The following is a 13,971-nucleotide window of genomic DNA, read 5'->3' as shown; positions in this document are numbered from 1 at the left end:
GGGGCCGCACTAATCGTCTCACCCTCGGTTGCGGCCCCTGTTTTATTCCGGAGTACTGCGCATGAGCAACGAAAAGTACGAGAAAGGCCTGCAGATCCGCACCCAGGTACTGGGCGAGGAATACGTCAACCGCTCGATCCAGAACGCCGACGCATTTACCCAGCCGCTGCAGGAGCTGGTCACCGAGTACTGCTGGGGCCACGTCTGGGGCCGCGAAGGCCTCTCGCTGAAAGAGCGCAGCATGATAAACTTGGCCATGATTTCCGCGCTCAACCGGCCCCACGAGCTCAAGCTGCACATTCGCGGCGCATTGCGTAATGGCCTGAGCCGTGAACAGATTCGCGAGATCCTGCTCCAGGTCGGCATTTATTGCGGCGTGCCCGCGGCGGTGGACAGCTTCCGCCTGGCCCGCGAGGCGTTCGCCGAAGCCGATGCGGAGTCAACCCGTTAACAACGGGCTGTTCGAACCACTGCAAGGAGTGCCTCGGTTCAGGGGGCTCCGTGATGTTGGCGCAACAGCCTCATAAAGAGCGCACCTGATGAAACGCCAGCCACTCGACGACAGCTTCAAGGTCAACCGCAACCCCGTTACCCTGCGCGAAATCGTGCTCGACAAGCTGCGCGGCGCGATCATGAACTTCCACCTGCTGCCCGGCGACCGCCTGGTCGAGCGCGACCTCTGCGACCGCCTCGGCGTCAGCCGCACCTCGGTGCGTGAGGCCCTGCGCCACCTGGAGTCCGAAGGCCTGGTGGAGTTCGCCGACGCCAAGGGCCCACGCGTGGCCATCATCACCCTGGAAGACGCCCGCGACATCTACGAGCTGCGTTGCGTGCTCGAAGGCCTGATCGTGCAGCTGTTCACCCTCAATGCCAAGGCCAAGGACATCCGTGCCCTGGAGCGCGCGCTCGAGGTCAACCGCGAAGCCCTCGAAGAGGGCGAACTGCAGCAGGTGCTGGACTCGGTGCAGGGCTTCTACGACGTGCTCCTGGAAGGCTCCGGCAACCAGGTCGCCGCCCAGCAGCTGCGCCAGCTGCAGGCACGCATCAGCTACCTGCGCGCCACCTCGGTGTCGCAGGAAAACCGCCGCGGCGCCAGCAACCGTGAAATGGAAAAGATCGTCGAGGCGATCAAGGGCGGCGACCCACTGGTTGCCCATCAGGCCTCGGTCGACCACGTCCGCGCCGCTGCCAAAGTTGCCCTGGACTACCTGCGCCAGAAGCAGGACGACAACACCAAGGTACGCGACATGGTCGAACCCTTGGCCCTGAAGGATCCACGTATATAAGACCTGTATAGGCCGCTGACATGCCCAACGCCCCGCGCTACTGCCCGCATTGCACCACGGAACTGGCCCGGGGCGTTCCCGCAGGCGACACCCACGAACGCCTGCACTGTACTGGCTGCGGCTATATCCACTACATCAACCCGAAGATCATCGCGGGTTGCATCATCGAGCGTGACGGCAAGTATCTATTGTGCCAGCGCGCCATCCCGCCACGCCCCGGCACCTGGACCTTGCCGGCCGGGTTCATGGAAGCCGGCGAGACCACCGAGCAGGCGGCCCTGCGCGAGGTCTGGGAAGAAAGCGGCGTGCGCGCCGACATCGTCTCGCCCTACTCGATCTTCAGCGTGCCGAAAATCAGCGAGGTGTACATCATCTTCCGCGCCATCGCCACCGAAGAGACCGGGCAGTACGGGCCTGAAACGTTGGCGTACAAGTTCTTCGAACCTGACGAGATCCCCTGGGACGAGATCTATTACCCGGCGATCCGGCAGATTCTCGAGCGCTACATCCTCGAACGGCAGGCCGGGGTCTATGGCATCTACATGGGCAATGACGACACCGGCAAGGTGCATTTCATGCGCTGAGGCACCGTCGGCGCCGCAAGCCACTCGCCAACCGTCTATTCTCGGTGCAATCTAGAGATCTCAAACAAACGGACCAGCACTGCACATGGCAAACTGGCTAGACGGCGGCGGGCTGATGGCCGAGCGCATTCGCAACCACGACTGGGCTGCCACCCCCCTGGGGCCGCTCGGCCAATGGCCTGAAACACTCAGGACCAGCGTTGCCCTGTGCCTTGACTCGCGCTTTCCCCAGGCCGTGCTCTGGGGCCCAGAGCTGATCACCCTGCACAACGACGCCTTCGCCCGGATCCTCGGCGACAAACCGCTGGCCCTGGGCAGCCCCTTCAGTGTGGTATGGCAAGAAGCCTGGCACGAGATCGGTGGCATGGCCGCGCGGGCACTCGCTGGCGAGGCGGTGTTCATCGAGGACTTCCCCCTGCTGATCGACCGCTGCGGCAGCCCGGAAAAGGCCTATTTCACCTTCTGCTACAGCCCCATCCGCGGTGAGGATGGCCGTGTGCTGGGGATGCTCGACACGGTCACCGAAACCACCGCCAGCGTGGTCACCAACCAGCGCCTGAATTTTCTCGACAACCTGGGCGGCGCCGTGGCCAATGCCACCGACCCGGACCACATCATGGCGATCACCACGCGCATGCTCGTGGAGCACTTGGATCTGTCGAGTTGCGCCTATGCGGTGATGGAAGCGGACGAAGACGGCTTCACCATCTGCGGCGATTGGGTCGCACCGGGCTCGCCGCGCCTGCTCGGGCAATACCGCCTGGCCGATTTCGGCCGCCTGGCCGTCAGCCGCCTGCGCGCCGGCCTGCCCTTCGTGATCAACGACAACCTCAGGGAACTGGCCGCCGAAGAGGCGGCCACCTTCCAGGCCATCGGCATCACCGCCACCGTCTGCATGCCGCTGATCAAGAATGGGCGGCTGACAGCGCTGATGGCCATCCATGACCGCCAGCCACGGACCTGGACGCTCTACGAGCAGGCACTGATCAGCGAAGTCACCGAACGCTCCTGGGCGCATATTCAGCGCATCCAGGCCCACGCCGAAGTGCGCGAGGCAATGGCCGCCCTGGAAGCGCTCAACGCCACCCTGGAACACCGGGTCGAAGAGCGTACCGCGCAGCTGCTGCACACCGAGGCGGTGCTGCACCAGACGCAAAAGCTCGAAGCCATCGGCCAGCTGACCGGCGGCGTGGCCCACGACTTCAACAACCTGCTGACCATCATCCGCTCGTCGCTGCACTTCCTGCAGCGCCCCAACCTCGACGAACAGCGCCGCGAACGTTACCTCAAGACCATGTCCGACACCGTCGACCGCGGCGCCAAGCTGACCGGCCAGCTGCTCGCCTTCGCCCGTCGCCAGGCGCTGAGCCCGCAAGTGTTCGAGGCCGGGTCACGGCTGGAGGCGATGGCCGACATGCTCGACACGGCCACCGGCGCACGCATCCACGTCGAGCTGCAACTGCCGGCATCGCCCTGCCATATCCGCGCCGACCTCAGCCAGCTGGAAACCGCAGTGATCAACCTGATGCTCAACGGCCGCGACGCCATGGCCGGTGAAGGCACCCTGCGCCTGTGCCTGCAGGCCGATCAGCACATGCCCGGCCACGACGGGCTGTTCGCGGCCATTTCGGTGAGTGACAGTGGCGTCGGCATCGCCCCCGAGTTGCTGGAGCGCATCTTCGATCCGTTCTTCACCACAAAGGCGCCGGGTGAAGGCACCGGGCTGGGCTTGTCCCAGGTATTTGGCTTTGCCAAGCAGTCCGATGGCGACGTCAAGGTCGATAGCGTCCAGGGCCAGGGCACCCGTTTCACCTTGTACCTGCCACAAGAGCCGACACCGGCCAGCGGCGCACCTGTCAGCGACCCGCACAACGGGCCTCAACCCAGGGGCGAGCGGCGGCGCATCCTGGTGGTCGAGGACAATCCCGATGTGGGCAGCTTTACCGCGCAAATCCTTGAAGACCACGGCTACCAGATCCGTTGGGCCAGCTCGGCCGAAGATGCCCTGGTGCAGCTTGCCAACTCGCCCGAAGGCTTCGATGCCGTGTTTTCCGATGTGGTCATGCCAGGCATGGGCGGCTTGGCACTGGCCAGGCAGTTGCGCCGCCAGCGACCGCAATTGCCGGTAATCCTCACCTCTGGCTACAGCGAAGCGATTGCCGAAGGCGGGCACCAAGGGTTTGCCTTCCTGGCCAAACCCTACTCGGCCGAACAGGTGTGTCAGCTGCTTGGCAAAGTGCTAGGCGTGTAAAGCCACAACCGCCACATCTGCGTCGAAGGTAAGCGCTGAAGTCAGTGAATCTGCCCGGCGATCAAACCCAGGGCTACGCTGATCATCGCCACCCCCGACACCCGTCCGACCAGCTTTGCCGCCCCAGGCCGGGTGCTCAGCACAGCCTTGGCGCCGAAGCCGACCAGCGAATAGATCACCAGCGAGCTGCACAGGTGCACCAGGCCCAGCAACAAGATCTGCAACGGCACCGGCCAGCTCGACTGTGGGTCAGTGAATTGCGGCAGCAAGGCCAGGAACAGCAGGAATACCTTTGGGTTCAGCCCACTCACGCAAAAGCCTTTCAATGCCCAGCGCGAGCCCGACTCCCCGGCCCCGCCCTGCCCGGCCGAAGGCAACGCCGGGCTCAGCACCAGGTTACCGCCGAGCCACAGCAGGTAGCTGCACCCTGCCAGGGTCATCAAGGTCAACGCCAAGGGGTGGCCCGCCAGCAGGCTGCCGACCCCGGCCGCCACCACCAGGGTGGCGAGGAAATGCCCCGACAACATCCCTGCCACTGCCGGCATAACCCAACGCCCGCGCATGCCCGCCGAGATGGCATAGGCCCAGTCTGCTCCGGGGGTCATCACGAACAGCATCGACACAGCCCAGAACGCCGTCAGCACACTGATAGCCACTTGAATCTTCCTTATCTACTGCCTTGGGATGAGGAAAGATTACGGATTCCGCCCGGGGATTTTCTTTCGTATATTCCCTCTCTGCATTCACTTACTGGAAGATTCTTCCCCATGGACAGAACTGATCGAAAAATCCTTGCCGAGCTGCAAAAAGACGGTCGGCTGTCGGTCACCGAGCTGGCCGACCGCGTGGGGCTCAGCCTGTCCCCTTGCCATCGGCGCCTGAAGGCACTGGAAGAATCCGGGGCGATTCTGGGCTACCACGCCCGCCTGGCGCCAAGTGCCTTGGGGCTGAACTTTGCCGCGCTGGTGTTCGTGACCCTTCGCGAAGTGACCCGCCAGCCCGTGGCGGACTTCGAAGCGGCGTTGGCCGAGATCCCGCAGATTGTCGAGGCGCAACGGCTGTTCGGTGATCCGGATTACCTGCTGCATGTGGTGGCCAAGGACTTGCCGGCATTTCAGAAGCTGTATGACGAGCAGCTGACCAGCATTCCCAATGTGAAGCGCCTGAGTTCGACCCTGGTGATGAAGGAAGTCATTCAGGATCGACTGCTGCCGATGTAGATTGCCCTGGTAATGCGCACTGCGCACCAACACAGCCCACTCCACCTGCCCCCGGCAACCGCCACTCCCTCTACCTCGGCCCCTCCAGCCATCTGGCACCCTCCTTGCTACCGTCCACCGCTTAACCTTTTGTCAGCCTTAGGTTTTTTAAGGTTTATGGGTACATATTTACTAATTTCTCGTTATCCCCGCGCCCCGCATCATCGCTCCAACAAGAACGCGTCGCCCTTCGCCGGCACGCACCCGGGCAGCATTCGATGCCCCACCTTGCCTTGGAGTCAGTCATGACCAGTGCAGCCAATTCGGCCCCCCTGATAGAAAAACACACGATCGGCTACGTGCCGCCGGAAGACCGCCATGGAAAGGTGAGGGATCTGTTCACACTGTGGTTCGGCGGCAATATCGCGCCGCTGCCCATCGTCACCGGCGCCCTGGGCGTGCAGCTGTTTCACCTGAACCTGGTGTGGGGCATCGTCGCCATCCTGGTTGGCCACCTGGTCGGCGGCGTGCTGATGGCGCTGCACTCGGCCCAGGGCCCGCAGATGGGCATCCCGCAGATGATCCAGAGCCGCGCCCAGTTCGGCACCCTCGGTGCGTTGCTGGTGGTGGTGATCGCCGGGGTGATGTATATCGGCTTCTTCGCCTCCAACATCGTCCTGGCCGGCAAGTCGCTGCATGGCGTTGTCGAGGCCGTACCGGTGCCGGTGGGCATCGTCATCGGTGCGCTGGGTTCGGGCATCATCGGCATCATCGGCTACCGCTTCATCCACGTGCTCAACCGCATCGGCACTTGGGTGCTGGGCATCGGCATCGTGGTCGGCTTCGGCTACATCTTCAGCCATGTGCAAAGTGACGACTTCCTCACCCGCGGCGGCTTCAACCTGGCCGGCTGGCTGGCCACCGTGTCGCTGGCAGCGCTGTGGCAGATCGCCTTCGCCCCGTACGTGTCGGACTACTCGCGCTACCTGCCGGCCGACGTGAAGGTCAGCTCGACCTTCTGGACCACCTACCTGGGCTCGGCCCTGGGTTCGAGCCTGTCGTTCGTCTTCGGCGCCGTGGCGGTGCTGGCGATCCCGGCCGGCATGGACACCATGGACGCGGTCAAGCTGGCCACCGGCACCCTGGGCCCGGTGATGCTGGTGCTGTTCCTGCTCAGCGTGATCAGCCATAACGCCCTCAACCTGTATGGCGCGGTGCTGTCGATCATCACTCTGGTGCAGACCTTCGCCTACCGCTGGATCCCTACCGCCAAGAGCCGTGCGGTGCTGTCGCTAATCGTGCTGGCGGCCTGCTGCGTGGTGGCGGTGTTCGCCTCGGCCGACTTCATAGGCCACTTCGTCGACATGGTGCTGGTGCTGCTGGTAGTGCTGGTGCCGTGGACCGCGATCAACCTGATCGATTTCTACGCAATCCACAAGGGCGACTACGACATCCAGTCGATCTTCAAGGTCGATGGCGGGATCTACGGCCGTTACAACCCGCAGGCGCTGATTGCCTATGCGGTGGGCATCGTGGTGCAGATTCCGTTCATGAACACGCCGCTGTATGTCGGGCCGATCTCCGAGCACATCAACGGGGCCGACCTGTCGTGGCTGGTGGGCCTGGCAGTGACTTCGCCGCTGTACTGGTGGCTGGCCAGTCGTGACAGTGCCTATCGCCGTCGCCAGACCAGTGCCAAGTTGGCCATGAGTCACTGATCAAACCTCTACTGGCCTCTTCGTGGGCTCGCCCGCGAAGAGGCCAGTACAAGCAACCCATCACTCAGAGGTTGTAAGCCCGCTCGTTATGCTCGGCAAGGTCCAGCCCCAGCTCTTCCTCTTCCCGGCTGGCCCGCAGCCCCACAGTCAGCTTGATCGCCCCGAGAATCGCCCAGCTCACCACGAAGCAATACACGAACGTAAAGGCCACGCCCTTGAGCTGCACCAACGCCTGCCCGATTGGCGAAGCGCCCTCCACATAACCGCCCAACGACGGCGAAGCGAACACCCCAGTCAACACCGCCCCGACCATCCCGCCCACCCCATGCAGCCCGAACACATCGAGACTGTCGTCATACCCCAACGCCTGCTTGAGCCGGGTCACGGCAAAGAAGCAGATCGCCCCGGTCAGCAGCCCAATGACCACAGCACCCAACGGCCCGACAAACGCACAGGCCGGGGTGATCCCCACCAATCCGGCCAAAGCCCCTGAGGCGGCACCCAACGCGGTGGGCCGACCATGCATGACCTTCTCGGCCAGCAACCAGCCGACAATCCCGGCACACGCCGCCACCATGGTCGCCAGCATGACCACCCCAGCCCCTTCGTTGGCCGCGAGCCCGGAGCCGACGTTGAAGCCGAACCAGCCGACCCACAGCAGCCCCGCGCCTACCAGGGTGAAGCCGAGGTTGTGCGGCGGCATGGCCGTCTGCGGGTAGCCCTTGCGCTTGCCCAGCATCACCGCCGCCGCCAGCGCTGCCACCCCGGAGTTGATATGCACGGCGGTGCCACCGGCAAAGTCCAGCACACCCCAGTTGACCATCAGCGCCCCCGGCCCGCCCCACACCATATGGGCGATCGGCGCGTACACCAGGACGAACCAGGCCGCCATGAACAGCAACGAGGCGCTGAACTTCATGCGCTCGGCAAAACCACCGGCAATCAGAGCCGGGGTGATGATGGCGAAGGTCAGCTGAAACGTCGCGAACACCCCTTCCGGGATGCTGCCCACCAGGCTGTCGTGGCCGATGTTCAGCATCAGCGCCTTGTCCAGCCCGCCGATGAAGCTGTTGAAGGTCAGCTGCCCTTCGACCATGCCGGTGGTGTCCACCACCAGGCTGTAGCCGAACAGCACCCAGAGGATGCCGATCACCCCGGCCACGGCAAACAGCTGGGTGAATACCGAAAGGAAGTTCTTCGCCCGCACCATGCCGCCATAGAACAGCGCCAGGCCAGGGATGCACATCATCAGCACGAACATCGCGGCGCAGATCATCCAGGCGGTGTTGCCGGTGTCCAGGGTCGGTTCGGCGGCTTGGGCCAACGACGTCAACGCAAACAGCACGACAGCCAGGGCAAGCTTCATGGGGTCACTCCTGTGCGAATGGGGATGCATTCGGGGCCGCAAAGCGGCCCCAGATGTTGGATCAGTACTGGGCCTGGCCCGGTACCCAGGCGGTGCCGGCCAGTGGCACCCGGGCCATGGCGGCGGCCTCGACAGTGAGCGCTACCAGGTCCTCGGGGTCGAGGTTGTGCAGGTGCGACTTGCCGCAGGCACGGGCCATGGTCTGCGCTTCCAGCACCAGCACCCGCAGGTAGTTGGCCAGGCGCCGGCCGGCCTCTTCCGGGTTCAGGCGCTTGGCCAGTTCCGGGTCCTGGGTGGTGATGCCGGCCGGGTCGCGGCCGTTCTGCCAGTCGTCGTAGAAGCCGGCAGACGAGCCGATCTTCTTCAGCTCGCCGTCCAGGCGCGGGTGGTTGTCGCCCAGGGCGATCAGCGCCGCCGTGCCGATGGCCACTGCGTCGGCGCCCAGGGCCATGGCCTTGGCCACGTCGGCACCGTTGCGGATGCCACCGGAGACGATCAGTTGCACCTTGCGGTGCATGCCCATCTCCTGCAGCGCCTGTACCGCCTGTGGAATGGCCGGCAGGATCGGGATACCGACATGCTCGATGAACACTTCCTGGGTGGCTGCGGTGCCGCCCTGCATGCCGTCGAGCACGATCACGTCGGCACCGGCCTTCACCGCCAGCTTGACGTCGTAGTACGGGCGGCTGGCGCCGATCTTCACGTAGATCGGCTTTTCCCAGTCAGTGATCTCGCGGATCTCGGCAATCTTGATCGCCAGGTCGTCCGGGCCGGTCCAGTCCGGGTGGCGGCAGGCGCTGCGCTGGTCGACGCCGATCGGCAAGGTGCGCATGCCGGCGACGCGCTCGGTGACCTTCATGCCCAGCAGCATGCCGCCACCGCCGGGCTTGGCGCCCTGGCCAAGGACGATCTCGATGGCGTCGGCCTTGCGCAGGTCATCGGGGTTCATGCCGTAGCGCGACGGCAGGTACTGGTACACCAGGTGCTGCGACTGGCCGCGCTCTTCCGGGGTCATGCCGCCGTCACCCGTGGTGGTGCTGGTGCCGGCAATGGTCGCGCCACGGCCCAGGGCCTCCTTGGCGTTGGCCGACAGCGCGCCGAAGCTCATGCCGGCAATGGTCACCGGGATCTTCAGGTGGATCGGCTTCTTCGCGAAGCGGTTGCCCAGCACCACGTCGGTACCGCACTTTTCGCGGTAGCCTTCCAGCGGGTAGCGCGAAACGCTGGCGCCCAGCAGCAACAAGTCGTCGAAGTGTGGCACGCGGCGCTTGGTGCCGCCGCCGCGGATGTCATAGATGCCGGTTTCGGCAGCACGCTGGATTTCCTGGATGGTCAGGCGATCGAAGGTGGCCGATTCACGCAGTACCGGGGGGAATTGCTCGCTCATGGGAATGCTCCTGGATCAGTACGCGCTGGCGTTGTCGACTTTGAAGTTGTACAGCTGGCGGGCCGAGCCGTAGCGCTTGAAATCGGCGGCCTTGTGCTCCAGCCCCGCCTTGTTCAGCAAGTCCTGCAGCTCTTGCAGGTGCTCGGCGCGCATCTCTTTCTCGATGCAGTCCGAACCCAGCGACTGCACCGTACCCTTGACGTAGATGCGCACCTCGTACAGCGAATCGCCCAGGGCATCACCGGCATCGCCACACACCACCAGGCGCCCGGCCTGGCCCATGAAGCAGCTCATGTGGCCGATGCTGCCGCCAACCACGATGTCCACGCCCTTCATCGAGATGCCGCAACGCGCTCCAGCATCACCCTCGATCACCAGCAACCCGCCATGGGCGGTGGCGCCAGCGGCCTGGGAGGCGCTGCCCTTGACCCGCACCGAGCCGGACATCATGTTCTCGGCCACGCCCACACCGACGTTGCCGTGCACGGTGACGCTGGCCTGCTGGTTCATCCCTGCGCAGTAGTAGCCGGCATGGCCTTCGATATCCACCGACACGGCCGCGTTGATGCCTACGGCCAGGTTGTGCTTGCCGTCGGGGTGGGTCACCCGCCATTCGAGGTCCGGCACGTCATCGTGCAGGGACTGGTTGAGTACGCGCACCGAGGCGCTGGAAAGGTCGATCGTCTTCATGAATGTCTCCAGTGATTCGGTGGGGGTCAGGCGCTTTCGCGTTCCCAGACGTACAAGGTGGCCGGCGCCGGCTCCCAGACCTTGGCCTTGTCGATGCCCGGCAGGCTGGCCAGGGCCTGGTATTCGGAGGCCATGGCCACGTAGTCGTCGGTCTCGGCCAGCACGGCCGGCTTGCAAGCAATCGGGTCGCGGATCACGGCAAAGCCGTTGCGGGTGCCGATGGCGAAGGTGAAGAAACCGTCCAGGTCTTGCAGCGCGCCATCCAGGGCCTGGGCAAGGGTGTCGCCCTGCTGCAGGCGCCAGGTCAGGTAGCCGGCCGCCACCTCGGTGTCGTTGTCGGTCTCGAAGCTGATGCCTTCGCGCTTGAGTACCTGGCGCAGGCGGAAGTGGTTGGACAGCGAGCCGTTGTGCACCAGGCACAGGTCGGCACCGGTGGAAAACGGGTGGCTGCCTTCCATGGTCACGGCGCTTTCGGTGGCCATGCGGGTATGGCCAATGATGTGGCTGCCCTTCATGCCGGCCAGGCCGAAGCGGCTGGAGATTTCCGCCGGAAGGCCCATGCCCTTGAGGATCTCGATGCTCTGCCCGGCGCTCATGATGCGCACCTCAGGGGCCAGTTCGCTCAGGGCTTGGCGGGCTGCCGTCTCGCTGGTGTGCGCCTTGAGTACCGCCGCGCTGGCGTTCTGGAACCAGTCCAGCGAGCAGCCCAGGCACCCTTCCAGCTGGCCCATCAGGGCCGCCCAGGGGTAGTTGATGTCCGTCGCCTGCAGGGTCAGCTTGACCCAGCCATCGGCCACTTCGTCACCGTAGATGGCGAAGCCGGCGCTGTCCGGGCCACGGTCGGTCATGGCTTCGAGCATGGGTTCGAAGAGCTTGCCGAGCTGGGCTTCCAGCTCTGGCTTTTTCAGGTACAGACCTACGATTCCACACATGGTGATACTCCTTCTAGGCAGTGGGTAGCCGCTGCTGTTGCCGCCACCCAGGGATAGGGTTGGCGGTCAGAAGAATTCGGTGTAACGCTGGATTTCCCAGTCGGAGACGTGGCGGCAGTACTCCACCCATTCCATGCGCTTGAGCTTGATGAACTCGTCGACGATCTCGGCACCGAGCACCTCGCGAAACAGCGGGTCGGCCTCCAGCGCATCGGCGGCTTCCTTGAGCGACTGCGGCAAGGTCTTGATGCCGCGTGCGGCGATCGCTTCCAGGCTCAGGTTGTAGAGGTTCTCGTTGCACATCTCGCCCGGCTCGAGCTGGCGGTCGATGCCATCGAGGCCGGCGGCGATGATCGCGGCGGTGACGAGGTACGGGTTGCAGCCGGCGTCCGGCAGGCGGAACTCCAGGCGGCCATAGGGGATGCGCACCATCGCCGAACGGTTGTTGGCGCCATAGGCGACGAAGGCCGGCGCCCAGGTGGCGCCGGACAGCGAGCGGCCGACCACCAGGCGCTTGTAGGAGTTGACCGTGGGTGCGGCGAAGGCACACAGCGCTGGGCCGTGGGCCAGCAAGCCGGCGGCGAAGTGGTAGGCCAGTTTCGACAGGCCCATGCCGCTGCTGTCGGAGGGGTCGTGGAACAGGTTCTTGTTGCTGCTGCTGGCCAGCGACAGGTGGAAGTGCATGCCGTTGCCGGCACGCTTGGGGTCGGGCTTGGGCATGAACGAGCAGATCATGCCCAAGTCGTTGGCGATCTCGCCGGCGGCCATGCGGAAGAAGGTGAAACGGTCAGCCGACTCCATGGCGTCGCTATAGGTGTAGTTGATCTCGAACTGGCCGTTGGCGTCTTCGTGGTCGATCTGGTAGATGTCGAAGCCGACCGGCTGCAGGGCCTCGGTGAGGCGTTCGAGGAACAGCCGCGAGCGCGACAGGCCCTTGTAGTCGTAGCATGGCTTGTCGAGGTTGTCGGAGGCGTCCACCAGCTGCAGCTTGCCGCTTTCGTCACGGCGGAACAGGCTGAACTCGGGCTCAAGGCCGGTGTTCAGGGTCCAACCCTTGTCGGCCAGGCGCTGCACCTGCTGCTGCAAGACGTAACGGCTGTCGTAGGGCCAGGGCTGGCCGTTGACATGACCTACGCACACCACCCGCCCATAGCCCGGCTGCCAAGGCACCGGGATCAGCGTGGAGAGGTCGCCACGGGCCATGAAATCCGGGCCATGGGGCTCCATGCCCATGCCGCAGATGGCGAACCCGGCAAAGCCGGCGCCCTCCTCAGCCACCATCTTGAGGCCCGATACCGGCACCGACTTGGTCTTCGCCGAACCGTGGATATCGACGAACTGCGCCAACACGTACTTGATACCGTACTGGTCGAGGGTGCGCTGGGTTTCTGCTGGCAACATGGGTTGATCACTCCTGGGTGAGGGCACTAATTCCGCATGGGAAACTTACTTTCCTCACAGGAATGCAATGTACTTGCCAACTCTGCTCAAGGGTGATGGCGTTGTGTGGCCAGGGCCGGCCTCTTCGCGGGGCAAGCCCGCTCCTACCAGAGACGCGTACCCCTGTAGGAGCGGGCTTGCCCCGCGAAGAGGCCGGCACAGGCAGCACAAGACTCAGCCGGGTTTTTCTTCTCCATTTATGGGAAACTTGTTTTCACCTGAGGAAAGAAGCAGCCAACGCAGCTGCCTTTCGCACTTTCCCAGTGCGAAATCTTTATTCTTGAACTGAAACCGTGCAGGACATTCGATGCCAACCGAAACCGAACCGCGCCTCCGCCTGGAGCAGTACCTGGGCCTGCAGATCAAGCGCCAGCGCCAGGCCCAGTCGCTCAAGCTCGCCGATGTGGCGCGCATCGCCGGCATCAGCCAGGGCATGCTGAGCAAGATCGAGAACGCTCAGGTGTCAACCAGCCTCGATACCCTCAGCCGCCTGTGCGATGTGCTGGGCATGCCGATGGCCAAGCTGTTCAGCCAGTACGACCAGCCTGATGGCAATGCCTTGCTGGTCAAGGCCGGTGAAGGGCTGGAGGTGGTGCGCCGCGGCACCGAGAAGGGCCATACCTACCATTTGCTCAATCACGCCAGGGGGCCGAAGAAGAACTTCGAGGCGTACATGGTGACCATGGACGACGCCAGCGAGGAATTCCCGACCTTCGCCCACCCAGGCACCGAGTTTCTCCATCTGCTGGAGGGGGAACTGGTCTATCGCCACGGCAACCAGCTCTATCGCATGCAGGCCGGCGACAGCCTGACCTTCGATGGCGAAACCCCGCACGGCCCTGAGCAGCTGGTACAGGTGCCGATCCGCCTGCTGTCGATCATGAATTACGGTGAGGAATAACAAGGCGCTACAAGGCAACAGTCGATGTCGCGATCAGACAAGCACACGTCGCCAGCAATCGGCTTCCAAACCGTGTCTACAAAAATAATACACACATCGACCAGCCCCGCGCCGTGGGCTGATCGGTGTGGTATTCGCGAGTAAAACAGCCTCGCTTCACAATTCCAACGCTGTGGCGCCTTTTTGCACCGGGCAGTTCGTTCGGGCTCATAACGAT

Annotated in this window: 13 protein-coding genes; 7 read left to right on the top strand and 6 right to left on the bottom strand. The window is 64.1% G+C overall.

From position 1 onward, the window contains the following. Window positions 1–61 precede the first annotated feature (61 nt). The 4 genes from ACOKS3_RS11710 to ACOKS3_RS11695 all read left to right on the top strand — a co-directional run bounded on the left by ACOKS3_RS11710 (window position 62) and on the right by ACOKS3_RS11695 (window position 4,121). A complete protein-coding gene (locus ACOKS3_RS11710; RefSeq protein ID WP_060478414.1) occupies window positions 62–451 on the top strand; it encodes a carboxymuconolactone decarboxylase family protein in 390 nt (129 codons plus the stop codon). An 88-nt stretch (window positions 452–539) separates the two neighbouring features. Next, the gene (locus ACOKS3_RS11705; RefSeq protein ID WP_027918582.1) at window positions 540–1,286 is read left to right on the top strand and encodes a GntR family transcriptional regulator; all 747 of its coding nucleotides are present in this window, start codon (window positions 540–542) and stop codon (window positions 1,284–1,286) included. A 20-nt stretch (window positions 1,287–1,306) separates the two neighbouring features. Then, a complete protein-coding gene (locus ACOKS3_RS11700; protein WP_103446886.1) occupies window positions 1,307–1,870 on the top strand; it encodes an NUDIX hydrolase in 564 nt (187 codons plus the stop codon). Between the two features lie 85 nt (window positions 1,871–1,955). Then, complete coding sequence (locus tag ACOKS3_RS11695; protein ID WP_422764193.1) at window positions 1,956–4,121, top strand: GAF domain-containing hybrid sensor histidine kinase/response regulator; 2,166 nt, start codon at window positions 1,956–1,958, stop codon at window positions 4,119–4,121. A 41-nt stretch (window positions 4,122–4,162) separates the two neighbouring features. On the opposite strand, the gene ACOKS3_RS11690 is transcribed toward ACOKS3_RS11695, so the two are convergent. After that, entirely contained in the window at window positions 4,163–4,777 is a 615-nt protein-coding gene (locus tag ACOKS3_RS11690; protein WP_422764194.1) for a LysE family translocator, read from the bottom strand. A 111-nt stretch (window positions 4,778–4,888) separates the two neighbouring features. Here ACOKS3_RS11690 and ACOKS3_RS11685 point away from each other — a divergent pair, with 111 nt between their 5' ends. Both ACOKS3_RS11685 and ACOKS3_RS11680 read left to right on the top strand, forming a co-directional pair. Then, window positions 4,889–5,341 carry an Lrp/AsnC family transcriptional regulator gene (locus ACOKS3_RS11685; RefSeq protein WP_015270735.1) on the top strand — a complete coding sequence of 151 codons (453 nt, stop codon included), beginning with the start codon at window positions 4,889–4,891 and terminating at the stop codon, window positions 5,339–5,341. A 284-nt stretch (window positions 5,342–5,625) separates the two neighbouring features. After that, a complete protein-coding gene (locus ACOKS3_RS11680) occupies window positions 5,626–7,038 on the top strand; it encodes a purine-cytosine permease family protein (RefSeq protein WP_103449916.1) in 1,413 nt (470 codons plus the stop codon). A 64-nt stretch (window positions 7,039–7,102) separates the two neighbouring features. On the opposite strand, the gene ACOKS3_RS11675 is transcribed toward ACOKS3_RS11680, so the two are convergent. The 5 genes from ACOKS3_RS11675 to glnT all read right to left on the bottom strand — a co-directional run bounded on the left by ACOKS3_RS11675 (window position 7,103) and on the right by glnT (window position 12,814). Next, window positions 7,103–8,404 (bottom strand): ammonium transporter, encoded by a 1,302-nt coding sequence (locus ACOKS3_RS11675; RefSeq protein WP_422764195.1) that lies wholly within the window; start codon window positions 8,402–8,404, stop codon window positions 7,103–7,105. 61 nt (window positions 8,405–8,465) lie between these two features. Then, window positions 8,466–9,791 carry an FMN-binding glutamate synthase family protein gene (locus tag ACOKS3_RS11670; RefSeq protein ID WP_103446883.1) on the bottom strand — a complete coding sequence of 442 codons (1,326 nt, stop codon included), beginning with the start codon at window positions 9,789–9,791 and terminating at the stop codon, window positions 8,466–8,468. A gap of 15 nt (window positions 9,792–9,806) precedes the next feature. Next, a complete protein-coding gene (locus ACOKS3_RS11665; protein WP_103446882.1) occupies window positions 9,807–10,481 on the bottom strand; it encodes a GltB/FmdC/FwdC-like GXGXG domain-containing protein in 675 nt (224 codons plus the stop codon). A gap of 26 nt (window positions 10,482–10,507) precedes the next feature. Then, entirely contained in the window at window positions 10,508–11,413 is a 906-nt protein-coding gene (locus ACOKS3_RS11660; protein WP_103446881.1) for a class II glutamine amidotransferase, read from the bottom strand. 66 nt (window positions 11,414–11,479) lie between these two features. Then, window positions 11,480–12,814 (bottom strand): type III glutamate--ammonia ligase, encoded by a 1,335-nt coding sequence (glnT, locus tag ACOKS3_RS11655; protein WP_103446880.1) that lies wholly within the window; start codon window positions 12,812–12,814, stop codon window positions 11,480–11,482. 346 nt (window positions 12,815–13,160) lie between these two features. Between glnT and ACOKS3_RS11650 the strand changes: the two genes are divergently transcribed. Beyond that, window positions 13,161–13,754, top strand: coding sequence for a helix-turn-helix domain-containing protein (locus ACOKS3_RS11650; protein ID WP_103446879.1), 594 nt, complete (start codon window positions 13,161–13,163; stop codon window positions 13,752–13,754). Window positions 13,755–13,971 lie beyond the last annotated feature (217 nt).

The organism is Pseudomonas sp. HS6-2 (assembly GCF_049325675.2).
Classification (GTDB): Bacteria; Pseudomonadota; Gammaproteobacteria; order Pseudomonadales; family Pseudomonadaceae; genus Aquipseudomonas; species Aquipseudomonas putida_N.
The sequence above is the reverse complement of the archived record's forward strand: the minus strand, read 5'-3'. Positions and strand labels throughout refer to the sequence as shown.

What these genes read in the sequence shown, in the direction of transcription:
- ACOKS3_RS11710 (WP_060478414.1), top strand. Translation starts at nt 62, where the DNA reads ATGAGCAACGAAAAGTACGAGAAAGGCCTGCAGATCCGCACCCAGGTA.
- ACOKS3_RS11705 (WP_027918582.1), top strand. Translation starts at nt 540, where the DNA reads ATGAAACGCCAGCCACTCGACGACAGCTTCAAGGTCAACCGCAACCCC.
- ACOKS3_RS11665 (WP_103446882.1), bottom strand. Translation starts at nt 10,481, where the DNA reads ATGAAGACGATCGACCTTTCCAGCGCCTCGGTGCGCGTACTCAACCAG.
- ACOKS3_RS11700 (WP_103446886.1), top strand. Translation starts at nt 1,307, where the DNA reads ATGCCCAACGCCCCGCGCTACTGCCCGCATTGCACCACGGAACTGGCC.
- ACOKS3_RS11680 (WP_103449916.1), top strand. Translation starts at nt 5,626, where the DNA reads ATGACCAGTGCAGCCAATTCGGCCCCCCTGATAGAAAAACACACGATC.
- ACOKS3_RS11695 (WP_422764193.1), top strand. Translation starts at nt 1,956, where the DNA reads ATGGCAAACTGGCTAGACGGCGGCGGGCTGATGGCCGAGCGCATTCGC.
- ACOKS3_RS11650 (WP_103446879.1), top strand. Translation starts at nt 13,161, where the DNA reads ATGCCAACCGAAACCGAACCGCGCCTCCGCCTGGAGCAGTACCTGGGC.
- ACOKS3_RS11660 (WP_103446881.1), bottom strand. Translation starts at nt 11,413, where the DNA reads ATGTGTGGAATCGTAGGTCTGTACCTGAAAAAGCCAGAGCTGGAAGCC.
- ACOKS3_RS11670 (WP_103446883.1), bottom strand. Translation starts at nt 9,791, where the DNA reads ATGAGCGAGCAATTCCCCCCGGTACTGCGTGAATCGGCCACCTTCGAT.
- ACOKS3_RS11675 (WP_422764195.1), bottom strand. Translation starts at nt 8,404, where the DNA reads ATGAAGCTTGCCCTGGCTGTCGTGCTGTTTGCGTTGACGTCGTTGGCC.
- glnT (WP_103446880.1), bottom strand. Translation starts at nt 12,814, where the DNA reads ATGTTGCCAGCAGAAACCCAGCGCACCCTCGACCAGTACGGTATCAAG.
- ACOKS3_RS11685 (WP_015270735.1), top strand. Translation starts at nt 4,889, where the DNA reads ATGGACAGAACTGATCGAAAAATCCTTGCCGAGCTGCAAAAAGACGGT.